Source organism: Halorubrum persicum (assembly GCF_002727125.1).
GTDB lineage: Archaea > Halobacteriota > Halobacteria > Halobacteriales > Haloferacaceae > Halorubrum > Halorubrum persicum.
Genome location: NZ_NHOA01000076.1, coordinates 1 through 21,252 on the forward strand (window position 1 = coordinate 1; position 21,252 = coordinate 21,252).

Genomic DNA, 21,252 nt, shown 5'->3' on the forward strand with positions numbered 1-21,252 from the left:
AGGGCGGGGTCGGCGGACGCGTCCGCGGGGGTCGACCTCGCGGAGGCGCTCTGCGACCCCGACGCCGACGCCGCGTTCCCGTTCGGGGTCGTGACCGACGCGTTCGGGCCGGCCGAGGGTGACGCGATCCGGCTCGAACACGGCAAGCCCGACGGGCGGCTGATCACGCTGGGCGAGGCGACGGTGACCGCGGTCGACGCCGAGGGGTCGGTGACGGTCGAGCGCGAGATGACCGGCGGCGGCACCTACGACGGGTTGGATGTCCCCCGCGAAGCCGGCGACGTGGCGGAGACCAGCCTGAAGGAGGGCCGGTGGTGGTACCCGACGACGTACCGCGGGCGCGACGGAACGGTGCGCGGGACCTACGTCAACGTCTGTACCCCGGTCGAGGTGTTCCCGGACGCCGCCCGCTACGTCGACCTCCACGTCGACGTGATGAAACACCCCGACGGGACCGTCGAACGCGTGGACGACGACGAACTCCGGGACGCGGAGGCGGCCGGAACGGTACCGGCGTCGCTCGCGGAGAAGGCCCGAAGCGTGGCCACGGCGCTCGAGAACGCGCTGTAAGGGAGCGCCGGTCCGCCGCCGCGGCGTCGCATATATTTTTACTCGGTTACGGACGGACGAAATACCTCTCGTCCGTTACAATAACATTATCATTCATCGCATACACGACCGATCCGGAATGCGTGAGAAAGAATCTCAGCACGAATTTGAAGAGACCAGCCGTCGGGGATTCCTCGGCGGCGTCGGCGCGCTCGTGGCCGCGGCCGCGTACTCGCGGGACGTGTCCGGGTCGGCCGCCGACGGGGTAGTAAACGGCGACGACGACGCGGTACAGACCGTCTCGTCGCCGGACGGATCGATCGCGGTGACGGTCGACGTCGCCGACGGAACGCCGACCTACGAGGTCGCCCGCGGCGGGACGACGTACGTCGAGCCGTCGCCGGTCGGGTTCGAGTTCCGGAATCAGCCGGCGTTCGGAGCGGCGAGCGCGACGGGGGGGAGCGACGTTCCGCTGACCGTCACCGGCACCGAACGCGAGACGGCCACCGAGACGTGGGACCCCGTCTGGGGCGCGTTCGACGAGGTGTCCGAAGCGTACGAACAGCTCAGCGTCGGGCTGACGGAGGCGAGCGACGAAGCGGAGTCCGACGCGGACGCCACCGCCGGGCGCCGCGCCACCCTCCAGATTCGGGTGTTCGACGACGGGGTCGGACTGCGGGTCGTCCTCGGCGACGGCTTCGCGAGCAACGCGGACCGAGCGGTGATCGAGACGGAGAACACGGGCGTGGAGTTCGCGGCCGACTACGACGCGTGGTGGATCGCGAACGAGGTGACGAACCCGCGGTTCGAACAGGAGTACGCGGAGACGCCCCTCTCGGAGATTCCGGGCGGGACCCGCGAGACGCGACCGACCGACACGCCGGTGCGGACGGGGGCGCACACGCCCCTGACCGTCGACGCCGGCGACGCGTACCTGAGCGTTCACGAGGCGAATCTCGACGACTACGCCGCGGCGACGCTCGCCCCCCGCGACGACGGCGGCGGGACCGGGTTCCGCACCGAACTCACCCCGCTGCCGGACGGGACGAAGGCGTCGCTGGAGCTCCCGGCGACCACGCCGTGGCGGACGATCCAGCTGGTCGATCGCCCCGGCGAGCTGATCGAGTCGCAGCTCGTCCCGCTGCTCTCGGATCCCCTCGGCGACGTGGGCGCTGCCGACGGTCGGCGGAGCGGCCGACACCGATTGGATCGAGCCCCGGAAGTACGTCGGTATCTGGTGGACGATGATCGCCGGCTCGGCCAACTGGGAGTACAAGTCCGACGGCGCGATCGCGGGCGAGGGCGGGAATCCCGCCAGCTACGTCCACGGCGCCCGGACCGAGCGGATGAAGCGGTACATGCGGTTCGCGAGCGAGAACGGGATCGACAGCGTGCTCGTCGAGGGGTGGAACGAGGGGTGGGACACCTACCCCGGCGACGGCTCCGGCTTCGGCTTCGGCGTCAGCGACTCGTACCCGGACTTCGACGTGCCCGAGGTAACCGGGTTCGGCGCGTCGCTTCCCGACCCGGTCGAGATGACGATCCACAACGAGACCGCGGGCAACCTCCCCGGATACGAGTCCGCGATCGTCGACGAGGACGTGTTCGCGGGCTACGAGAGCCAGGGGATCGGCTCGATCAAGAACGGGTACGTCTCCGACCCGGGCCTCGGGATCGACGGGGACGGCGCCGAGCCGACGCACAACCAGCACAACCAGCTCGCGGTGAACCACCACCGGCTGGTGATCCGCGAGGCGGCCGCGAACCGGCAGCTCCTGGAGATCCACGAGGGGATCAAGCCGACCGGCGAGATCCGCACCCACCCGAACGTGGCGAACCGCGAGGTCGTCAAGGCACAGGAGTACGACGGGTTCGGCCAGCTCGGCTCGAACGTGGGCCGCGATCACCACGTCACACTCCCGTTCACGCGGAATCTCGCCGGCCCGGTGAGCTTCCAGCCGGGGATCTTCGACATCACCTTCGGCGACGATCGGGGCGACCAGATCCAGACGACGCGCGCGAAGCAGCTCGCGATGTACCCGACGTACCTCAGCGGGCTCCAGATGGCCGCCGACCGGATCGAGGGGTACGTCGACGAGACGTTCGGCGTCGGTGAGGCGCTCCAGGCCGCCGCCGGCGACCGCGACGGACTCGTCACCGACGACTCGTGGCGGAACGCGTTCGGGACCAACTTCGTCGCGGTCGACCCGAACCGCGCCCCGAGCGGGTCGTCGGTGAGGTACGTCGTGCGCGGCGTCGACGAACCGGGAACCTACTCGCTCCACCTCCGGTACGCGAGCGCCCCCGAGGAGAACGCGCGGCGGGTGATCGACGCCGGGGGGCCGCGGGCGACGCTCCGGGTCAACGGCGAGACCGAGACGATCGAGCCCGCCTTCACCGCCTACTGGGACGACTGGCAGGTGTTCACGACCGAGGTGGAGCTCGCCGCCGGCGACAACGAGATCGCGGTCGAACTCGACTACGAGGACGGCGAGGACGGGTTCACCGGCGACGTCGGGGGGTTCAACCTCAACGCGGTGGCCGTCACCGCCCCCGGCGAACCGTCGCCGATCCCGGCGGAGTACGAGGGGTACGTCCCCGAAAACGAGAACTTCGACGCGAAGCCGGAGTTCGGGTTCGTCGAGGCGGTGCCGGCGGCGGGCTGGGACGAGACCCGCGTCGTCGGCTCCGCGATCGGCGACTACCTCGCGATCGCGCGTCGGCACGGCGAGGAGTGGTTCCTCGGCGTGATGACCGACGGGGCGGGCCGCGCGGTCGACGTGCCCCTCGACTTCCTCGCGCCCGGCAACTCCGGTAACGCGCCCGGTAACTCGGGTAACGCGCCCGGAAACTCCGGCAACGCGCCCGGTAACGCAGGTGGACGCGGAAAGGACCGCGGGCGCGGAAACGGAAGCGAGAAGCGCCGCGGACGCGGCCGCTCGGGCCCGAAGTACGTCGCCGAGATCTACGGCGACGCGGTGGGCGCCGGCGTCGACGCCGACCCGACCGCGACGCGAATCGACGAGGCGGTCGTCGATCCCTCGACCACGCTGCTCGCGTCGACCGCACCGAGCGGCGGGGCGGCGGTCCGACTGCGTCCGGGTCGCGGGGACGAAATCGGTCGGCTCCCGCGGTACGAGCGGCCGGAGCAGGACCTCTCGATCGAGATCGCGGACGAGGCCGACCTCGACGAGCCGTTCATCACGGCGACGGGGTCGAACGACGCCGGGTTCGTCGGCGGCACGAACGTCGAGGTCGTCGTCGACGGCGAGGTCGAGACGCTCGCCAACGTCCGGCTCCCCCCGAACGCGACGAACGAGACGGTGGCGCTCGGCTACCGGATCACCGCGATCGACACCTACGACGTCGCCGTTCGCGACCCCGAGACCGGGGAGGAGCTCGCGGCCGAGACGGTGACGGTGGCGCCCGGTGACCTCGTCGCCGAACTGACCGACCCGGCTGGCGACGACGACGGGCCGGGCGAGTACGCCTATCCCACCGACGGAGCGTTCCGGGAGGGCGCCTTCGACCTGCGCTCGTTCCGCGTCTTAGAGACCGACGAGGAGTACCGGTTCGCCTTCGAGGTCGAGGACCTGTACGACGCGTTCGGCGGCACGTTCTCGCCGCACTACTTCGTCGTCTACCTGCGCGACCCCGACGCCGACGGCGGACGGACGACCGAGCTCGGCGACCTGAGCGTCACCGCCGAGTTCGCCCAGCCGTGGCAGTACCGTGTCGCAGCCAGCGGCTTCGCCGGGAGCGTCGTCGACGCCGACGGGAACGGCCACGGGACGCCCGAGCGGTTCGCCGACATCGAGTCGAACGTCGCCGTCGTCTCGATACCGAAGACGGCGGTGAGCGGGGCCGACATCGCCGACTGGGAGGTCCTTCCGGCGGTCGGTTCGGAGGACTACGGCGCGTTCCGTGACGTACAGGAGAGCGCCGGAGGCTTCATCTTCGGCGGGGCGCGCGAGGGAGCGGCCGGGAACGCCCCCCGCGTGATCGACCTGATCACGCCGGAGGGAACCTCGCAGGCGGAGGCGCTCGACTACGGGGCCGATTCGCTCGCGACGCTCCCGTTCACGCCGCTGTAGGGGCGGCGGGAGCGCTCCGCGAGGAGCGTCTCAGAAGTGGTTCGCGGACTCGGTCTCGTGTTTCAGTTCGCCGCCGCGGCCGCCCTCGACGGTGGAGGCGCCCTGATCGCCGGAGGAGGCGGTCCGCACCGTCACGTTCTCCACCTCGTCGAAGTCCATGATCAGGTCCCGGCGGATGTTGTCGGCGGTGATGTTCGAGATGCCGCAGCCGGAACAGGTGCCGCCGAGCTCGACGACGACCTCGCCGCTCTCGGGATCGGCCTCGCGCACGACGCTCGTGCCGCCGTGCATCTGGATGATCGGCATCTGTCCGACCATCCACTCCTCGACCCGGTCCGCGAGGCTCTCGTCGCTCATTACCTATCCTTTGCGACCGAGCCTATGGAAGCTTGCGGTTTGCGAGCACGGCGAAAGCGAGAAAGGAACTGTGTCATCGTCGATCCCGCGGGAGCGTGGCGGTTCGTCACGCCGCAGGGCGGTCACTCGTCCGGGCGGTCCGATTCCTCCCCGTCGTTCGGCAGGCGCGTCGGGTCGGCCGGTCCGTCGCCGTGCATCGAGTCGTCGCGCTCGAGGAGGTACAGGAGGGGCCCCAGCGCCGCGACCACGAGCACGCCGGGGATCGGCGCGTCGGGGACGAGGAGCACGGTGACGACGGCGATGCCGGAGGTGACCACGACGAAGGCGGCCCAGAGGAGCGGCGATCCGAGGTCGACGCCGACCGATTCGGCGTCGCGGTAGACGACCGCGGCCGCGATCGCGGCGAGGAGCGCGGCGGCACCGACGCCGAGGACCGTGATGACGGACATACCGGACGTTCGGTCGAGAAGCGAAAAAGGGTGTCGCGAGCGGGCGGTCGATATGGGAGGAGCGGAAACGCGGGGAAGAGCGGAAACGCGGAGGGGACGAAGAGGCGGAGAGGAACGGAAGTGCGAGGGGAACGCAGCGACCGACCGGGCGACGCCTACGGCGCCTCGCCCGTCTCGATGCTGAAGGAGTCGCGGGGGTACGCGACGCAGGTCAGGGTGTAGCCGTCGTCGATCTCGGCCTCTTCGAGCATCTGCTGGTTGTCGTGCTCGACGAAGTCCTCCGAGGGCCCGTCGGCGATCCGACCGGCACAGGAGACGCACTGGCCCTGTCGGCAGGCGTACGGGAGGTCCCACCCCTCGTCTTCGCCCTGGTCGAGGATCGGCTGGTCGTTGGAGAGCTCGACCGTCTCGCCCTGCTTGACGAACTCGACCTCGAAGTACTCGACCTCGTCTTCGGGGATGTCGCCGGGGCCGGAGCCGCCGGCCTCGCCGTCCTCCAGTTCGCCTTCCCCGCCCTCGCCGCCGGCGGGGATCGCTCCGCCGCCGCCACCGCCGCCGCCGATGGCGCGGTTCCCGGGCTCGGGGAACTCGGTCTCAGGGACCGCCGAGGCGCGTCGTTGGAGTACCTCATCCGAGATGTCGGTCGTGGGCTCCCACCCCGTCCCTTTCAGGCTGCTGATGAAGACGACCAGCAGCGTCGCGATCACCCCGAGAACGATCGCGGGCATGTTCGCGACGTTCGTGATGAGCGGGTTGAGCATACCAACGGATTAGAAGAGGTGGTTTAAGGCCGTTTTGATCGGTCCAACCGCGTGAGAGCCCCGGCGCTCCCGGCGACACGACCCGGCAGGCACCGGCGGAGCGGTCCATTTATCGGCCGAGCGGCCGACTGGGCCCGCATGGAAGTGAAATCGCGGCACCACCTCCGGAGCGACGACATCACAGCGATCCGTGAGGCGGTCGGCGACCATCTGGGAGTCGACATCGACGGCGACACCTTCGAGCTCGTGGAGTTCGTGGACGCGAACTACGAGCTCGTGCTGGTCGACGGCGACCCGGCGGTGTTCTACGTCGACGACGACGAGCCGTTCCTCACCGTCCGCGGCGCGAACGACTACGAGCCGGAGACGGGGATCGTCACGGTCGACGCGGGCGCGATCTCGTTCGTCTCCGACGGAGCCGACGTGATGCGACCCGGGATCGTCGAGGCCGACCCGGAGATCCGCGAGGGCGACCTCGTCGTCATCGCCGAGGAAACCCACGAGAAGGTGCTCGCGGTCGGCCGCGCGCTGGTCGACGGCGACGCGATGGCCGGGGACAGCGGGAAAGTCGTCGAGTCGATCCACCACGTCGGCGACGAGCTGTACGAGTTCTCGGCGTAAGGGAGACGAAACGCGTCGCCCGCCGCGCCGCTGGATACGTCACCGGCGGTTCGTGCCGGGTGCGGGGGCAGTCGGAGCGATCGGACGGTGCCCGTTCCCACGCTTTTAATCGCCTCCCCTGCGACCCCCATCGTAATGACCGCGATCCGGGTGCTGAGCTACAACGTCCGCTACGCCAACCAGGGCGACCACCACGACGCGTGGCACGACCGTCGTGACGCCGTCGGCCGACTCGTCCGCTTCCACGATCCGGACATCGCCGCCTTTCAGGAGCCGGTACCCGGCCAGCGGCGCGACCTGCGCGAGCGACTCCCGAGATACGAGTTCGTCGGTCGGGGGCGGAAGGCCGACGGCGAGGGCGAGGGGTGTCCGATCGCCGTGCGAGCCGATCGCTGGGAGGTCGTCGACAGCGACACGTTCTGGCTCTCCGAGACGCCGGACGAGCCGTCGATCGGCTGGGGCGCCGCCCATCCGCGGATCGCGACGTGGGCGCGGGTCCGCGCCGTCGACGACGACACCGTGGTCCTCGTTGCCAACACGCACTTCGACCACGTCGCCGCGAGGGCGCGCCGCGAGGCGGCCCGACTGCTCCGCGAGCGGCTCCCGGCCATCGCGGGAGGCGGGACCGAGGAGGCCGGCGACGGTCACGGCTCGGCGCCGCCGACCGTGCTCGTCGGTGACTTCAACTGTACGCCGGGGTCGGAGCCGCATCGGATCCTCGTCGGCGACGATCCGGAAGCGGAGAGGGGCGGCGTCGCCGGCGCTCAGGCCGGCGGCGACCGGGTCGAGCTCCGCGACGCGGCCGCGGCCGCCGACCTCCGACACGGCCCGGAGACGAGTCTCACCGACTTCGCGCGACTGATCGACGGGCGCCGGATCGACCACGCGCTCGTCTCGCCCGGGGTTGGCGTCGAGGCGTTCGCGACGCTCGCGGACCGCGACGACCGGGGACGATACCCGTCGGACCACCTGCCGATCCTCGCGCGGCTGGACGTGTAGCGAGCCGGCGGTGCCCCTTACTCCCCGTCCGCGTACTTCGCCATCACCGCTTCGTAGCCGCGCTTGGCCGTCTCGTACGTCTCGCGGAGGTCCGCCACCGGCGTCTCGCTCGCGTCGACGCGGAGGTCGTTGTAGTAGGGGTCGTCGGTCTCGTGCTCCGTGTTCGTCACCTGTAGCGCCGCGGACTGGACCGCCAGGTCCTCCCGCTTGTCGCCGCCGGCGGCGTGGCCCGCCGCAAGCGCGTCGATCAGTCGCTCGGCGAGCGGGGCGTCGCCGTGAGCGTCCGACTCGTAGGCGGCCGCGGTGTCGTCGATCACGGCCTCGCCCGTCAGGAGGTTGCCGGCGACCGTGTAGTTCTCGCCGACGACGTGGCCGTACCAGTCGTTACACTCGTCGCCCGAGAAGGCGAACGTGCCGTCGGCGTCGACGCCGTGAAGCTGACGCTGAGGTTTCCCCTCGTCGGCGTTCAGGAGCGCCTCCAGGGCGTCGTCGACCGCGAGGCCGTCGGCGAGGTACTCGATCCCCTTCCGCCCCAGTTCGACGTTGACGAGCGACTGAGTCACCACCGCGCCGTCCGCCGACGCGAACGGACACAGGGTCCCGACCCCCGGGAGGCGCGTGGTCACCGCCACGCCGTACCGGATCCGGTCGGCGCCGTCGTCGTCCGTGTACCGCTCGCGAACGCAGATGCTGAACGTCACGCCCGAAATCGGCGGGGACACCGCAAAAGGGTACGTTCCGGGGGCGACGTTTCCGGTTTCGCCCGCGGTCGGACCCCGCACCGACTCGCGTCCAGCCCCTTTCGGCCGCGGCGACGTGAAAGCGGTCGAAATGAGGGCGATTACGGCCGCTGAGGTGGCCCAAACTGCCGGCACCGACGGCGATCGGACATCGTGGGAACCGCCAACGGGCGACACACTTATGCGTGCGAATCCCTCCCATACATATACCCTCGGTTACGGGCGAACGGCGATCCGGCGCGGGTCGCCCTCGACGACAGCAGCGTTCGCGGCTCGATGAGCCGTCGTCTCAGGCACGCAGAGCCGTGCCGCCGCGCGTCGGGGACGGTCACGGCGGATCGCCGCCCGTCCGAGCGACCGGAGACCAGATACAATGTCAGACCGACACACGCTCGAACGGCTCAGCGAGGAGTACCGGACGAACGTCCCGGACGACCTCCGGGAACCCCGCCCGTTCGACTGGTACCTCGACGCGCTGTACGAGGAGCCGCGGATCGCGCGGAACGCCCACCAGCGCGTCGCGGACATGTTCGACCACTATGGCACCCGATACGACGAGGAACACGGCGTCGTCGAGTACGCGCTCGCCGCGGACGATCCCCTTCACGACGGCGAGAACGTCTTCTACGGCCGCGAGGTCCACGAGGCGATCCACGAGTTCGTCAACAAGGTGAAGTCCGGCGCGCGCGGCCTCGGCCCCGAGAAGCGGATCAAGCTCCTGCTCGGTCCCGTCGGCTCCGGGAAGTCGCACTTCGACTGGCTGGTCCGCCGGTACTTCGAGGCGTACTCCCGCGAGGAGGCCGGTCGGATGTACACCTTCCGCTGGGTCGACCTCTGTTCCGTGATCGACGACCAGGACCCCGGCGACGACGTGGTCCGGTCGCCGATGAATCAGGACCCCCTGGTTCTCATCCCCCGCCCACAGCGAGAGCGCGTGATCGACGAGCTCAACGAGCGGCTCGACGCCCCCTACACCCTCCGGAACGACCAGCATCCGGACCCGGCCTCCGAGTTCTACCTGAACGAGCTGCTCGCACACTACGACGACGACTTAGAGCGCGTCCTCGACGAACACGTCGAAGTCGTCCGGCTCGTCGCCGACGAGAACCGCCGGGAGTGCATCGAGACGTTCGAACCGAAGGACAAGAAGAACCAGGACGAGACGGAGCTGACCGGCGACGTCAACTACGCGAAGCTCGCCGTCTACGGCGAGTCCGACCCGCGCGCGTTCGACTACGCCGGCGCGTTCTGTAACGCGAACCGCGGGCTGTTCTCCGGCGAGGAGCTGCTCAAGCTCCAGCGGGAGTTCCTCTACGACTTCCTCCACGCCTCCCAGGAGTCGACGATCAAGCCGAAGAACAACCCGCGGATCGACATCGACCAAGTGATCGTCGGGCGGACGAACATGCCGGAGTACCGCGAAAAGACCGGCGACGAGAAGATGGAGGCGTTCAACGACCGCACCAAGCGGATCGACTACCCGTACGTGTTAGAGTACGAGAGCGAGGCGGAGATCTACGGGAAGATGCTCGACAACGCCGACGTGCCCAACGTCCACGTCGAGCCGCACGCCCTGGAGATGGCCGGGCTCTTCGGCGTGCTCACCCGCTTGGAGGAGCCAACCGACGAGACGGTGAGCCTGCTCGACAAGGCGAAGGTGTACAACGGGGAGCTGGAAGACGAGGAGATCGATCGCCGGAAGCTCCGCGAGGACGCCGCCGAGTCCGCCGACGTGGGCGAGGGGATGGACGGCATCTCCGCGCGGTTCGTCGGCGACGAGATCGCCGAGGCGATCATGGACGCCACCCACCGCGACCGCACCTACCTCTCCCCGCTGTCCGTCTTCGACCACTTCGAGGCGAATCTCGGCGGCCACGGCTCGATCGCGGAGGGAGACCTCGACCGCTACGAGCGGCTCTTGGAGACCGTGCGCGAGGAGTACCGCGAGCGCGCCATCGAGGACGTGAGACACGCGTTGGCGTACGACGTGGACGAGCTCCGCCGGCAGGGCGAGAAGTACATGGACCACGTGATGGCGTACATCGACGACGACACCGTCGACGACGAGCTCACCGGCCGCGAGACCGAGCCCACGAGACGTTCCTGCGCGCGGTCGAAGAGCAGCTCGACGTCCCCTCCGACCGCAAGGACGACTTCCGCCAAGAGGTGTCGAACTGGGTCTCCCGGCGCGCTCGCGAGGGGCGCGGCTTCGATCCGCGGGAGAACGACCGGCTTCGGCGCGCCCTGGAGCGCAAGCTCTGGGAGGACAAGAAGCACAACATCAACTTCTCGGCGCTGGTCTCGGCGACCGACCTCGACGACGAGGAGCGGAGCGCGTGGGTCGACGCCTTAGTCGACCGCGGCTACTCCGAGGACGGCGCCGCCGAAGTGTTGGAGTACGCGGGCGCGGCCGTCGCCCGCTCCGAGATCGAAGACGGCGGTGACTGAGATGAGCGAACGCGACACGCCGGACGGGAGCGCGTTCGTCCGCGACGCCGACGAGGCCCTTCGCGGGGCGTACGACCCACCGATGAGCCTCGACGAGTACGTCGACCGAGTGTTGGCGAACCCGACCGCGGCCGCCTCCGGGGCGCGGTACCTCCTCGCGGCCGTCGAGTCGCAGGGGACCCGCGAAGTCCGCGAGCGCGGCGAGCGGCTGGAGCGGTTCCGGTTCTTCGACGACCCGTTCAACGACGGGGAACACGCCGTGTTGGGCAACACCGCCGCGCTCAACGCGTTCGTCGACGACCTCCGCGCCGCCGCCGCGGGGCGCGGGAACGACGAGACGATCGTCTGGATCGACGGCCCCACGGCCACCGGGAAGTCGGAGTTCAAGCGGTGTCTGGTGAACGGGCTCCGGGAGTTCTCGAAGACCGACGCCGGGCGGCGCTACACCGTCGAGTGGAACGTCACCGGGGCCGGAGGGGGCGTCGGAAGCGGGGGTAACACGGGCGCCGCGTCGCTCTCGTACGGAGACGGCGGCGACGCCGGGGCGTGGTATCGGAGCCCCGTCCAGACGCATCCGCTCTCGGTGTTCCCCGAGGCGGTCCGGGAGTCGATCGCCGAGGCCGTCGACGACGACGCCTACCCGATCGCGGCCGACGTGGACCTCGACCCGTTCAGCCGCGAGGCGTACGACCACCTCGAATCGGTGTACCGCGACGAGGGGCGTCGGGACCTGTTCTCGGCGATCACCGATCGCGACCACCTCCGCGTGACGAGTTACGTCGTCGACGTGGGGGAGGGGATCGGCGTGCTCCACGCCGAGGACGACGGGAGCCCGAAGGAGCGGCTCGTCGGCTCGTGGATGGGCGGGATGCTCCGCGAGCTCGACTCGCGCGGGCGGAAGAACCCGCAGGCGTTCAGCTACGACGGCGTGCTCTCGCAGGGGAACGGGGTGGCGACCATCGTCGAGGACGCCAGCCAGCACGCCGACCTCCTCCGCCGGCTCCTCAACGTCCCCGACGAGCGGCGCGTGAAGCTCGACAAGGGGATCGGGATGGACCTGGACACCCAGCTCGTCGTCATCTCGAACCCCGACCTCGACGCCGAGCTCGACCGCCACGCCGAGCGCGAGGGGGCGGACCCGCTGAAGGCGCTGAAGCGACGGCTCACCCGCCACGAGTTCCGGTACCTCACGAACCGACGGCTGGAGGCGGAGCTGCTGCGACGCGAGGTCGGGGGGCCGCGGGGCGTGCCGACGGTCGACGGGATCGAAGGCGACGGAGAGGTCGGGGTCGGTGCTGCGGACGGCCCGACCGGCCCGACCGGCTCGACCGGCTCGACCGACTCCGACGGGCAGACCGGTCCCCCCGACGATCCGGCGCGGGACCCCGCGAGCGAGCCCGGTGCCGCCGCCCTCACGATCGGCGTCCGCGACGGCGACGGCGGGGTCACGGAGCGCGAGCTCGCGCCCCACGCGGTCGGGGCGGCCGCGCTGTACGCGGTCGTCACGCGGCTCGACACAGACGACCTCCCGGCGGGGATCGGCCTCGTCGAGAAGGCGGACCTGTACGAGGCCGGCGAGATCCGGCGGGAGCGGAGCGGCGATGAGGAGCGGATCACCGTCGACGACGTCGAGTTCGGCGACGGCGACGGCCGAAACGGGGCCCCCGTCACCTACGTCCGCGACGTGATCGCGGAGCTGCTGGGCTCCGACGCCGACCGCGCCCACCCGGAACTGCCGGTCGAACGCGTGATCACGCCGACGGACGTGCTCGACGCGATGGCCGAGGGGCTCTCGGAAGCACCGGTGTTCTCGCGGTCGGAGGTCGCGGAGTTCGAGAGCCGGAGGGGCCCCGTCGCCGAGCGCGTGCGGGAGCGCCAGCGGGCGGACGTCGTCGACGCGATCCTCGCGGCGGAGACCGTTCCGGAGGCGACCGTGGCCGAGTACGTCGAACACGTGTACGCGTGGGACGCCGACGAGCCGGTCGAGACCGAGCGCGGCCCGGAGGAGCCGGACGCGCTCGCGATGAAGGTGTTCGAGACGGAGGCGCTCGGCCGGTTCGACGAGAGCGACTACCGCGGGACCGACCCCACCGAGCCGGTCGCGCGGTTCCGGCGCGAGAGGGTGATCCGCGCGCTCACCCGGTACGCGTGGCGGAACCGCGGCGACGCGTTCAGCGTCGACGACGTCGAACTCGGCGAGATTCCGGAGCTGAAGGTGGTGTTGGAGTCGAACGACCTCGCGGACGTGAAACGGCGGTTCCCGGACCTCGACCCGGCCGAGTGGGCCGACCCGCCCGCCGACACCGAGACGGAGCGCGCCAAGGCGGCCGCGATAGAGCGCCTCGTCGACCGGGGGTACAGCCCCGCGTCCGCCGAGCTGACGAGCCGCGCCGTGATGCGGAGCGTCCGCGACGAGTGGACGGGGCTTGTCGACGACTCCCCGGACGGCGACCCCTCGACGGAGTCGGGAGACGGCCGCAGCGGCCGGAACGGAGGTGGTCGAACGTGGGACTGACCGAGGACCGCGAGCGCTTCCGCGAGGTCGGCGAGGAGCGCCGCGCCGACCTCGCGGAGTTCATCAGCCACGGCGATCTGGGCGGCTCCGGCCCCGACCGGGTGCGGATCCCGGTGAAGATCGTCGACCTCCCCGAGTTCGAGTACGACCGGCGGGAGGCCGGCGGCGTCGGGCAGGGACAGGGCGGCCAACCCCAGCCCGGCCAGCCGGTCGACCCCGAGCCCGGCGACGGCGACGAGGAGGGGGACCCCGGCGAAGAGGGCGGCGAGCACGAGTACTACGAGATGGACCCGGAGGAGTTCGCGCGCGAACTCGACGAGGAGCTGGGGCTCGACCTCGAACCGAAGGGGAAACGCGTGGTCGAGGAGGTAGAGGGCGACTTCACCGACACCGCCAGGGCGGGGCCGCGTGGAACTCTCGACGTCGACGAGTTCTTCAAGCGGGGGCTGAAGCGGCACCTCGCGACGGACTTCGACGGGGAGTACGTCCGCGAGGGGCTGTTCGTCGCCGGCGCCGACGTGGACGACGTGTTCGCGTGGGCGCGGGGGAACGGCGTCCCCGTCTCGCGGGCGTGGATCGCCGACGCCGCGGCGACGCTCGCCGAGGAGCGCGGCGAGCCAGTGGCGACGCTCGACCGGTGGGAGAGCTTCGACGCGCTCGACGGCGAGATCGAGCGCGAGCCCGTGTCTCATCGGATCCGCCGGGAGGGGATCGACAGCGTCCCGTTCCGCCGGGAAGACGAGCGGTTCCGCCACCCGGAGGTGATCGAGGAGCGCGAGCGCAACGTCGTCGTGGTGAACGTCCGAGACGCCTCCGGCTCGATGCGCGAGACGAAGCGCGAGCTGGTCGAGCGGGTGTTCACCCCGATGGACTGGTACCTCACCGGGAAGTACGACGCCGCGGAGTTCCGGTACGTGGTCCACGACGCGGAGGCGTGGGAGGTCGACCGCGGGGAGTTCTTCGGAGTGCAGTCGGGCGGGGGCACCCGGATCTCCAGCGCCTACGAGCTGGTCGCGGAGATCTTGGAGGAGTACCCCTACAGCGAGTGGAACCGCTACGTGTTCGCCGCCGGCGACTCCGAGAACGCCGGCACCGACACGACCGAATCAGTGATCCCGATGATGGAGTCGATCGACGCCAACCTCCACGCGTACGTGGAGACGCAGCCGGGCGGCGCCGCGCCGAACGCGCGTCACGCCGACGAGGTCGAGAACGCGCTCGGCGACGCGGACAACGTCGCGGTCGCGCGGGTCTCGGAGCCCGACGACGTGACCGACGCCATCTACGAGATCCTCAGCACGGAGGCGGCGGGCGACGGCGACGCCGCCGTCAGCGAGGCGGCGAGCGGCCGAGGGGGTGAGCGCCGATGAGAGACGAGCGCGTGGAGGCGAAACGCGAGGCGGAGTCGCTCGACGAGCCCGCCGAGGCGGCCCGCGATCTCGCCGAGCGGCTCGGGTTAGAGCCGTATCCGGTCCGGTACTGGGTCGTCGACCACGACGAGATGAACGAGCTGATCGCGTACGGCGGCTTCCAGCGGCGGTACCCGCACTGGCGGTGGGGAATGAACTACGAGCGCCAGCGGAAGAAGGACCGCCACGGGCTCGGGAAGGCGTTCGAGATCGTGAACAACGACGATCCGAGCCACGCGTTCCTGCAGGAGTCGAACGCGGACGCCGACCAGAAGGCCGTGATCACCCACGTCGAGGCGCACGCGGACTTCTTCGCGAACAACCGGTGGTTCGGGCTGTACGCCGACCGCGGCGCGGACGGGCCGAACGCCGCGGCGCGGCTGGAGCGCAACGCCGACCGGATCGCGGCGATCGCCGACCGCCCGGCGGTCGAGCGCGACGAGGTCGAGCGCCTGATCGACGCCGTGAGCGCGTTGGAGGACACGATCGACCAGCACAACCCCGTCGACGCCGCGCGGTCGGTCGAGGAGCCGGGGATCGCGGACGACGTGAACGGGCCAGACGACGACGCGCTCGCGGCGATCGAAGACCGGATCGCGGAGCTGGACCTCTCCGAGGAGGTGCGCCGCGACGTGTTCGACGACGAGTGGCTCGAGGCCAGGGGCGAGGGCGTCGAGCCGGAGGAGCCGCGGCCGGACGTGCTCGCGTTCCTGCGCGACTACGGGAAGCGGTACGACCCCGACAGCGGGAAGGCGGTCGACCGCGAGCCGTGGGAGACGACCGTCATCGACGCGCTCCGGGAGGAGGCGTACTACTTCGCGGGGCAGAAGCAGACGAAGGTGATGAACGAGGGGTGGGCGACGTACTGGGAGTCGGTCATGATGGGCGGCGAGGGGTTCGCCGGCCCCGACGAGTTCCTCACGTACGCGGACCACATGTCCCGGGTGCTCGGGTCGCCCGGACTCAATCCCTACAAGCTCGGCTTCGAGCTGTGGACGCACGTGGAGCTGCGAGCCGCCCGCCACGACGTGATCGACAAGCTGCTGCGCGTCGAGGGAGTGACGCCCGAGAACTTCCACTCGCGGATCGACCTCGATGCGGTCGCCGAAGCGCTCGACCCCCACCCCGCGATCGCCGGGGCGGGACCGGCGACGCTCGACGCGCTCGCCGACCTCGCCGCCGACGGCGACCCCCGTGTCGACGCCGAGGCGGTCGATCGGGCGCTGTCCGCCAGGGGCGACGACGGAGCGATCGGTCCCGACGCCGGCCCGGACATCGAGCGGTACCCGTGGCGCCTGCTCACTCGCGAGGGGCTCGCGGAGCGTCACTACGTCCTCTCGCGGCCGGAACACCGCGGCGCCCTCCGGAACGTCTCGCGGGAGACGCTCGCCGAGCGGGCGAGATACATGTTCGACGTCGACCGATACGCGACGGTTGACGAGGCGCTGGCCGACGTGGACCGCGCGGCGGGCTGGGACCGGATGCTCGAGATCCGCGAGAGCCACAACGACGTGACGTTCATCGACGCGTTCCTCACCGACGAGTTCGTGCGCGAGGGGAACTACTTCACCTACGAGTACAGCCGGGCGGCCGAGCAGCACCGCGTCGCCAGCGTCGACGCCGACGACGTGCGGAAGAAGCTCCTGTTGCAGTTCACGAACTTCGGGAAGCCGACGATCGTCGTGCTCGACGGCAACTTCCGAAACCGGGGAGAGCTCCTCTTGGGCCACCGGTACAACGGAGTGCCCCTCAACGAGGAGTCGGCGAAGGCGACCGTGGAGCGCGTCTTCGAACTGTGGGGGAGGCCCGTGAACCTCGCGACGATCCGGGTCGAGTACTCCGACGAGGCGATCCGCCGCGCCAAGCGGCGGGGGACCGAGCCCGAGGGCGACGAAGTCGGAGTGCGCTTCCAGTACGACGGCGGCGAGGTGACGGAACACGACCTCGATCCGGAGATCCGGGAGCGGATCGCGGCCGACGAGGTCGATTACGACACGAAGCCGGACGAGTGGCTGGCGTGACGGGCAGGCCGGAAACGGCCCGCTCGGCGCCGATCTACGCCAGCTCGGCGACCATCTCGGAGACGTACGCCGTCTCCTCCTCGTTGATCCCGTGACCCATCCCCTCGTAGATCCGGGTCTCGACGTCGCCGCCGAGCGCCTCCAGGACCTCGGCGGTCTCGTGGACCCGCTCTTCGGGGATGTGCGGGTCGACATCGCTGCAGCCGAGGAACACGGGCGTCCCCGCGAGCGCGTCGCTGGCGTCTCCGTCGGCCTCGCCCGCCGCGTCGGCGACGTAGTCGTCGAGCGCGATCGACTCGCCGATCAGTCCGCCGCTCAGGACCGCGAGCCCGCCGTAGCGCGTGGGGTTCCGCGCGACGAACTCGCTCGCGAGACAGGCCCCCTGCGAGAACCCCCCGATGAGGACGCGTTCGGCGGGGATCCCCGCGTCCATCGCGGTCTCGACCGCTCGGCCGACCGCTCGGAGACCGGAGCTCCGACCGGGCTCGTTGTCCGCGACCGGCGCGAGGAAGGAGTTCGGATACCACGTGTTCGCGGCCGCCTGCGGCGCGAGTAGTGAGAGACCGGAGGTCTCTCTGACAGTCGACGGCGAAGCCGCCGACGAGATCGCGGCGTCGTCGCCGGCGACCGTCTCCCCGAACTCGACGATGCTGCGGGCGGTCGCGCCGCGGCCGTGAACGAGGACGACGGCGGCGTTCGCCGACTCGGCGTCGGCACCGGCGGTCACCAGCGGCTCGTCGGCGTGCGGATCGTCGCCCGCGTGGGGTGTTCTCCGGCTCATACGCCGACGCCCGCGTCGGCGTCGGGCAAGTCGTGCTTGTTCACCGGGATCCCGAGCTCCTCCAAGGCGGCCTCCATGTGGCGGTCCTGCGCGAAGTCGGCGCCGTCCTCCTCGCGGATGCGCTGGGCGGTCGCGAGCACCTCTCCCTTGCGGTCGTCCGGAATCTCGTACTTGTCCGACGAGAGCTCGATGACCAGCCCGTTGTTGTCCTGCGTGTAGATCGAGTGGAAGATCCCCCGGTCGAACACGTTGTACCCCTTGCCGGCCTCCTCTAACGCCGCCATGATGTCCTCGTACTCGTCGGGGTCGACGCTGAAGCAGAGGTGGTGAACGGCGCCGGTCCCGGCGCGCTGACCGCGCGCGGACGGTCGGTCGTCGCTCACGAAGAACGTCAAGATTCGCCCGTCGCCGGTGTCGAAGAACAGGTGCGTCTGCGAGGGGTCGTCCAGGTTCGGCTGGCGGAGGACGAGCGGCATCCCGAGCAGATCGCGGTAGAACGCGATCGTGTCGGCCTCGTTGCTCCCCCAAACGGTGATGTGGTCGGTGCCGGTGGTGTGGAACGGTGCGTCCGGGCGCTCCGGCGTGACCGGTGCCGGGGTATCGTCGCTCATACCTCCGGTACGAGGCGGATGCGTATAAAAGCGAAAGTGACCGCCGGGCCACCGGCTGACATCGGTGTTATCCGGTCGAGCGTCCGGCCCACCGGAAGCGCGGGAACGGGAGCGGCCACCGCCGCGAAGCGAACCTCTTAATCGGGACAGCACGAACCGGAGGGCATGGAGATACTGCTACACTCCGGACTCGAACACCCGAACACGCTGTGGATCGCGGCCGCCGCGGTCGTCTCGTTCGTCCTCGGCGTCGTTTCAGTGACGTACGGTCAGCGGCTCGCGGCGCCGTTCCGAGACGCCGCCGAGGAGTGATCGCGAGGACCCGAGTCGGCCCCGTCCGTGAAGGGGGCGCCTAGGGCCGCTGCCAGACCGGCGGGGCAACGCCGAGAGCGCGAACGACGGCCGGATAGCCGAACGCGACGACGAACACGAGAAGCATCGACGGGAGAAACGAGAGCGGTCCGACGACCCGCTCGACGAGCGCCAACACGACGAACATCACGACGAACATCACGCCCCAGTGCGGGGCGAGCTGGCGAATCTTCTCCGCGGTATCGGTCATACGCCTCGCAACGGGCCGGGATAGTATAGCTTGCCGGTTGTTGACGCGCGCGCACTTCGACTCGTCGCGACGGCAGAGCGAAAACGGAACCGGAACGGCACCGAACGGAGACCGAGAAGAGTCGCGACCGCAGCGGCAATCAGTATCGCGACGGGATGAACGCCGCCGAGAGCAGGAGCACGACGGAGAACAGCGCGAGGATCACCACGCGCGTCAGTCCGGAGTTATACTGCTGGAACTGGTCGATTTCGGCGACCTGCGCCTCGTAGCCCTCGATGTCGTCCGACATCGTCAGCGTAGAGGCGTCGGGGAAGTTCGCGACGAAGTCCGTCCCACCGAGCGTTACCGTGGCATGGTTTGTGACCTCGATCGTGTTGGTCTGGGTCGCCTCCCAGACGATCACGGCCTGACCGGTGGTGACCTGATCGACGGTCACCGACTGTCCGTTGTACTGGAACGAGTCGCCCGTGGCGTACGACTGCTCCTCGGGGGCCGGGAAGTACTCGTTCGCCGGAACGAGCGTCGATTCGCCGTCTTCGGTGACCACGACGTACTCGCCGTCGTCGCGCTCGACCGTCTCGTTGTCCGCGTCGTCGTCAGCTTCGAGGATCGCCTGTCGGTCGAGCACCTCAACGAGGGTGAACGCGGACGGGTCGTCACCGGCGATCTCGACGCGCCACTGGCGATCGTCAACCGTGACCGTGGACTCGTTCGCCCAGGTCTCGGACTGATCTACCACCACCTCTCGTTCGAGCGTCGCCACGATCGAGGTCCCGGCACTCCCACCGTGGCCACCACCCCCCTCTTCGACTTCGGCGATCTCGGCGACGGCGTACTCCGTGCCGTTCACTTCGAACGTGTCACCGGAGGACAGTTCGTAGTCGGGGCTTTCGAAGGCGACCTCCGGACTCTCAGCCGTCACAGTGATAACACCGGCCACGCCCGCAACGAGAAGGAAGAGCGCGGCGTACACGGCCACAGCGCGTCGTTGCATAGTTCCAGCATGGGTCACCCGGTGTATAACGGTTACTAAGCCGCGCTCCTGTGCCGCAAAACGGAACCGGGGCGGAACGCCGATCGATGCGGTACGACGACGCCCCAGCGTACAGACCGCCGCCGGCGGGAAGGCGGTGACCCCGAACGAGCGCAAGGCGACGATAACGACAGTCAAGCGGTTCTGACCCGGTACAGGGGAAGCTACACCGGATTCGTCACCAGGCGAGAGACGCCCCTTGACCGGGGGTTACTGCAACAGTAGTTTAATTGCGCGCCGCCGAACACCACCAATGACGGATCCCGACAGGGCGGCTCCGCCGGAGGTCCTCGACAGCAAGCGCGACGCGACTCGGTATCAAGTCCTCGTGGAGATCGCCGCTCGACAGCCCGCGGTGAGCCAGACGGAGATCGCCGACGCGATCGGCGTGACATCGCAAGCGGTCAGCGACTACGTCAGAGACCTCGTCGAACACGGCTACGTCGAAAAAGAGGGGCGCGGACGCTACGAAGTGACGAAAGAGGGCGTCGACTGGCTGATCTCGCGGACCGACAGCCTCGAAGCGTACCTCGACCGCGTCAGCTCGGACGTCCTCGGCAGCGTCGACGTTGACGCCGCGATCGCGATGGACGACGTCTCCGAGGGGAGCAACGTCGGACTCATCATGCGCAACGGCGTCCTCCACGCGAACCCCGCAGGCGGAACGGCGACGGCGGTCACCGTCACCGCCGCCACGGCAGGCAACGCCGTCGGTGTCGCCGACTTCGAAGGCGTGGTCGACTACGACACCGGATACGTCACCGTGCTCCCCGTCCCGGCCGTCACGGACACCGCGTCGGTGGACGCCGAACTGCTCACGGAGACCCGCCCCTCTGACAGTCTCCTCGCCGTCGCCGGAACCGAAGCGTACGCGCTCGCCACGCGGGCGGACATGCACCCGGACATCCGGTTCGGGACGACCGACGCCGTCGCCCAAGCCGCGGTGCGAGGGCTGGACGTGCTGTTGGTGGTTACGGCCGATCAGCTGCCGCAACACACGGCGCGGCTCCGCGACGAGAACATCCCGCACGAAGTGCTCGACGCCGGCGAGTTCTGAAGCGCGGATACGAGACTGATCGACTCACCGAGCGAGTCGCTATCGGGTCGGATTCGAAAAAAGCCAAGGGCCGGATTTGAACCGGCGTTGGGCGGCTCTGCAGGCCGCTGCGTCTGACCAGACTCTGCCACCTTGGCGCTACCAGAGGTACCGCAGTCGAGCGTTTAAGCCTAGCGGTCGCGATTGGCTTCGCTCGCTACACATGAAAAAAAGCCCACGGACGTAGTGTCCGTGGGCTCGAAGGC

At 69.8% G+C, this 21,252-nt stretch carries 16 protein-coding genes, 1 tRNA gene and 2 pseudogenes; 10 read left to right on the forward strand and 9 right to left on the reverse strand.

The annotated features are described in order from the left end of the window. Nucleotides 1–570: DUF402 domain-containing protein (locus DJ69_RS09275; RefSeq protein ID WP_144050417.1), on the forward strand; the 570-nt coding region annotated here is incomplete at its 5' end. Between the two features lie 118 nt (nt 571–688). Next, a pseudogene (locus DJ69_RS09280) lies at nt 689–4,643 on the forward strand (glycoside hydrolase family 97 catalytic domain-containing protein). A 30-nt stretch (nt 4,644–4,673) separates the two neighbouring features. On the opposite strand, the gene DJ69_RS09285 reads toward DJ69_RS09280, so the two are convergent. From DJ69_RS09285 to DJ69_RS09295, 3 genes are all read right to left on the reverse strand, one after another. Further along, the gene (locus DJ69_RS09285; protein ID WP_099255346.1) at nt 4,674–5,000 is read right to left on the reverse strand and encodes a NifU family protein; all 327 of its coding nucleotides are present in this window, start codon (nt 4,998–5,000) and stop codon (nt 4,674–4,676) included. A 122-nt stretch (nt 5,001–5,122) separates the two neighbouring features. Continuing rightward, entirely contained in the window at nt 5,123–5,449 is a 327-nt protein-coding gene (locus tag DJ69_RS09290) for a hypothetical protein (RefSeq protein ID WP_099255347.1), read from the reverse strand. Between the two features lie 155 nt (nt 5,450–5,604). Next, nucleotides 5,605–6,210, reverse strand: a complete 606-nt coding sequence (locus DJ69_RS09295) for a 2Fe-2S iron-sulfur cluster-binding protein (RefSeq protein WP_099255348.1) — start codon at nt 6,208–6,210, stop codon at nt 5,605–5,607. Nucleotides 6,211–6,348: 138 nt separating this feature from the next. On the opposite strand from DJ69_RS09295, the gene DJ69_RS09300 reads away from it, so the two are divergent. Both DJ69_RS09300 and DJ69_RS09305 read left to right on the forward strand, forming a co-directional pair. Then, nucleotides 6,349–6,831 carry an RNA-binding protein gene (locus DJ69_RS09300; RefSeq protein WP_099255349.1) on the forward strand — a complete coding sequence of 161 codons (483 nt, stop codon included), beginning with the start codon at nt 6,349–6,351 and terminating at the stop codon, nt 6,829–6,831. 135 nt (nt 6,832–6,966) lie between these two features. Beyond that, a complete protein-coding gene (locus tag DJ69_RS09305) occupies nt 6,967–7,830 on the forward strand; it encodes an endonuclease/exonuclease/phosphatase family protein (protein ID WP_099255350.1) in 864 nt (287 codons plus the stop codon). A gap of 17 nt (nt 7,831–7,847) precedes the next feature. Here DJ69_RS09305 and DJ69_RS09310 read toward each other — a convergent pair whose 3' ends face one another. After that, nucleotides 7,848–8,531, reverse strand: a complete 684-nt coding sequence (locus DJ69_RS09310) for a DUF1028 domain-containing protein (RefSeq protein WP_099255351.1) — start codon at nt 8,529–8,531, stop codon at nt 7,848–7,850. A gap of 412 nt (nt 8,532–8,943) precedes the next feature. Here DJ69_RS09310 and DJ69_RS09315 point away from each other — a divergent pair. The 4 genes and pseudogenes from DJ69_RS09315 to DJ69_RS09330 all read left to right on the forward strand — a co-directional run bounded on the left by DJ69_RS09315 (nt 8,944) and on the right by DJ69_RS09330 (nt 16,963). Next, nucleotides 8,944–11,018 (forward strand): annotated as a pseudogene (locus DJ69_RS09315) (PrkA family serine protein kinase). 1 nt (nt 11,019) lies between these two features. Further along, a complete protein-coding gene (locus DJ69_RS09320) occupies nt 11,020–13,533 on the forward strand; it encodes a kinase anchor protein (protein WP_099255352.1) in 2,514 nt (837 codons plus the stop codon). After that, nucleotides 13,524–14,903, forward strand: a complete 1,380-nt coding sequence (locus DJ69_RS09325; RefSeq protein ID WP_099255353.1) for a DUF444 family protein — start codon at nt 13,524–13,526, stop codon at nt 14,901–14,903. The genes DJ69_RS09320 and DJ69_RS09325 overlap by 10 nt, the downstream gene beginning before the upstream one ends. After that, nucleotides 14,900–16,963: a SpoVR family protein gene (locus DJ69_RS09330; RefSeq protein ID WP_099255354.1), complete on the forward strand. Its 2,064-nt coding sequence runs from the start codon at nt 14,900–14,902 to the stop codon at nt 16,961–16,963. The genes DJ69_RS09325 and DJ69_RS09330 overlap by 4 nt, the downstream gene beginning before the upstream one ends. Nucleotides 16,964–16,997: 34 nt before the next feature. Here DJ69_RS09330 and DJ69_RS09335 read toward each other — a convergent pair whose 3' ends face one another. Further along, nucleotides 16,998–17,744 carry an alpha/beta hydrolase gene (locus tag DJ69_RS09335; protein WP_099255355.1) on the reverse strand — a complete coding sequence of 249 codons (747 nt, stop codon included), beginning with the start codon at nt 17,742–17,744 and terminating at the stop codon, nt 16,998–17,000. Next, nucleotides 17,741–18,355 carry a VOC family protein gene (locus DJ69_RS09340; protein WP_099255356.1) on the reverse strand — a complete coding sequence of 205 codons (615 nt, stop codon included), beginning with the start codon at nt 18,353–18,355 and terminating at the stop codon, nt 17,741–17,743. The genes DJ69_RS09335 and DJ69_RS09340 overlap by 4 nt, the downstream gene beginning before the upstream one ends. A gap of 165 nt (nt 18,356–18,520) precedes the next feature. On the opposite strand from DJ69_RS09340, the gene DJ69_RS18365 reads away from it, so the two are divergent. Further along, nucleotides 18,521–18,667, forward strand: a complete 147-nt coding sequence (locus DJ69_RS18365; RefSeq protein ID WP_180271780.1) for a hypothetical protein — start codon at nt 18,521–18,523, stop codon at nt 18,665–18,667. Between the two features lie 40 nt (nt 18,668–18,707). Here the strand turns inward: DJ69_RS18365 and DJ69_RS09345 are convergent, their stop codons facing one another. Continuing rightward, nucleotides 18,708–18,917, reverse strand: a complete 210-nt coding sequence (locus DJ69_RS09345; protein ID WP_099255357.1) for a hypothetical protein — start codon at nt 18,915–18,917, stop codon at nt 18,708–18,710. A 139-nt stretch (nt 18,918–19,056) separates the two neighbouring features. Continuing rightward, nucleotides 19,057–19,896, reverse strand: coding sequence for a hypothetical protein (locus tag DJ69_RS09350; protein WP_099255359.1), 840 nt, complete (start codon nt 19,894–19,896; stop codon nt 19,057–19,059). Nucleotides 19,897–20,203: 307 nt separating this feature from the next. Here DJ69_RS09350 and DJ69_RS09355 point away from each other — a divergent pair, with 307 nt between their 5' ends. Next, nucleotides 20,204–21,007 (forward strand): DUF7839 domain-containing protein, encoded by an 804-nt coding sequence (locus DJ69_RS09355; protein ID WP_099255358.1) that lies wholly within the window; start codon nt 20,204–20,206, stop codon nt 21,005–21,007. 61 nt (nt 21,008–21,068) lie between these two features. Here DJ69_RS09355 and DJ69_RS09360 read toward each other — a convergent pair. Continuing rightward, a tRNA-Cys gene (locus DJ69_RS09360) sits at nt 21,069–21,144 on the reverse strand. Nucleotides 21,145–21,252 lie beyond the last annotated feature (108 nt).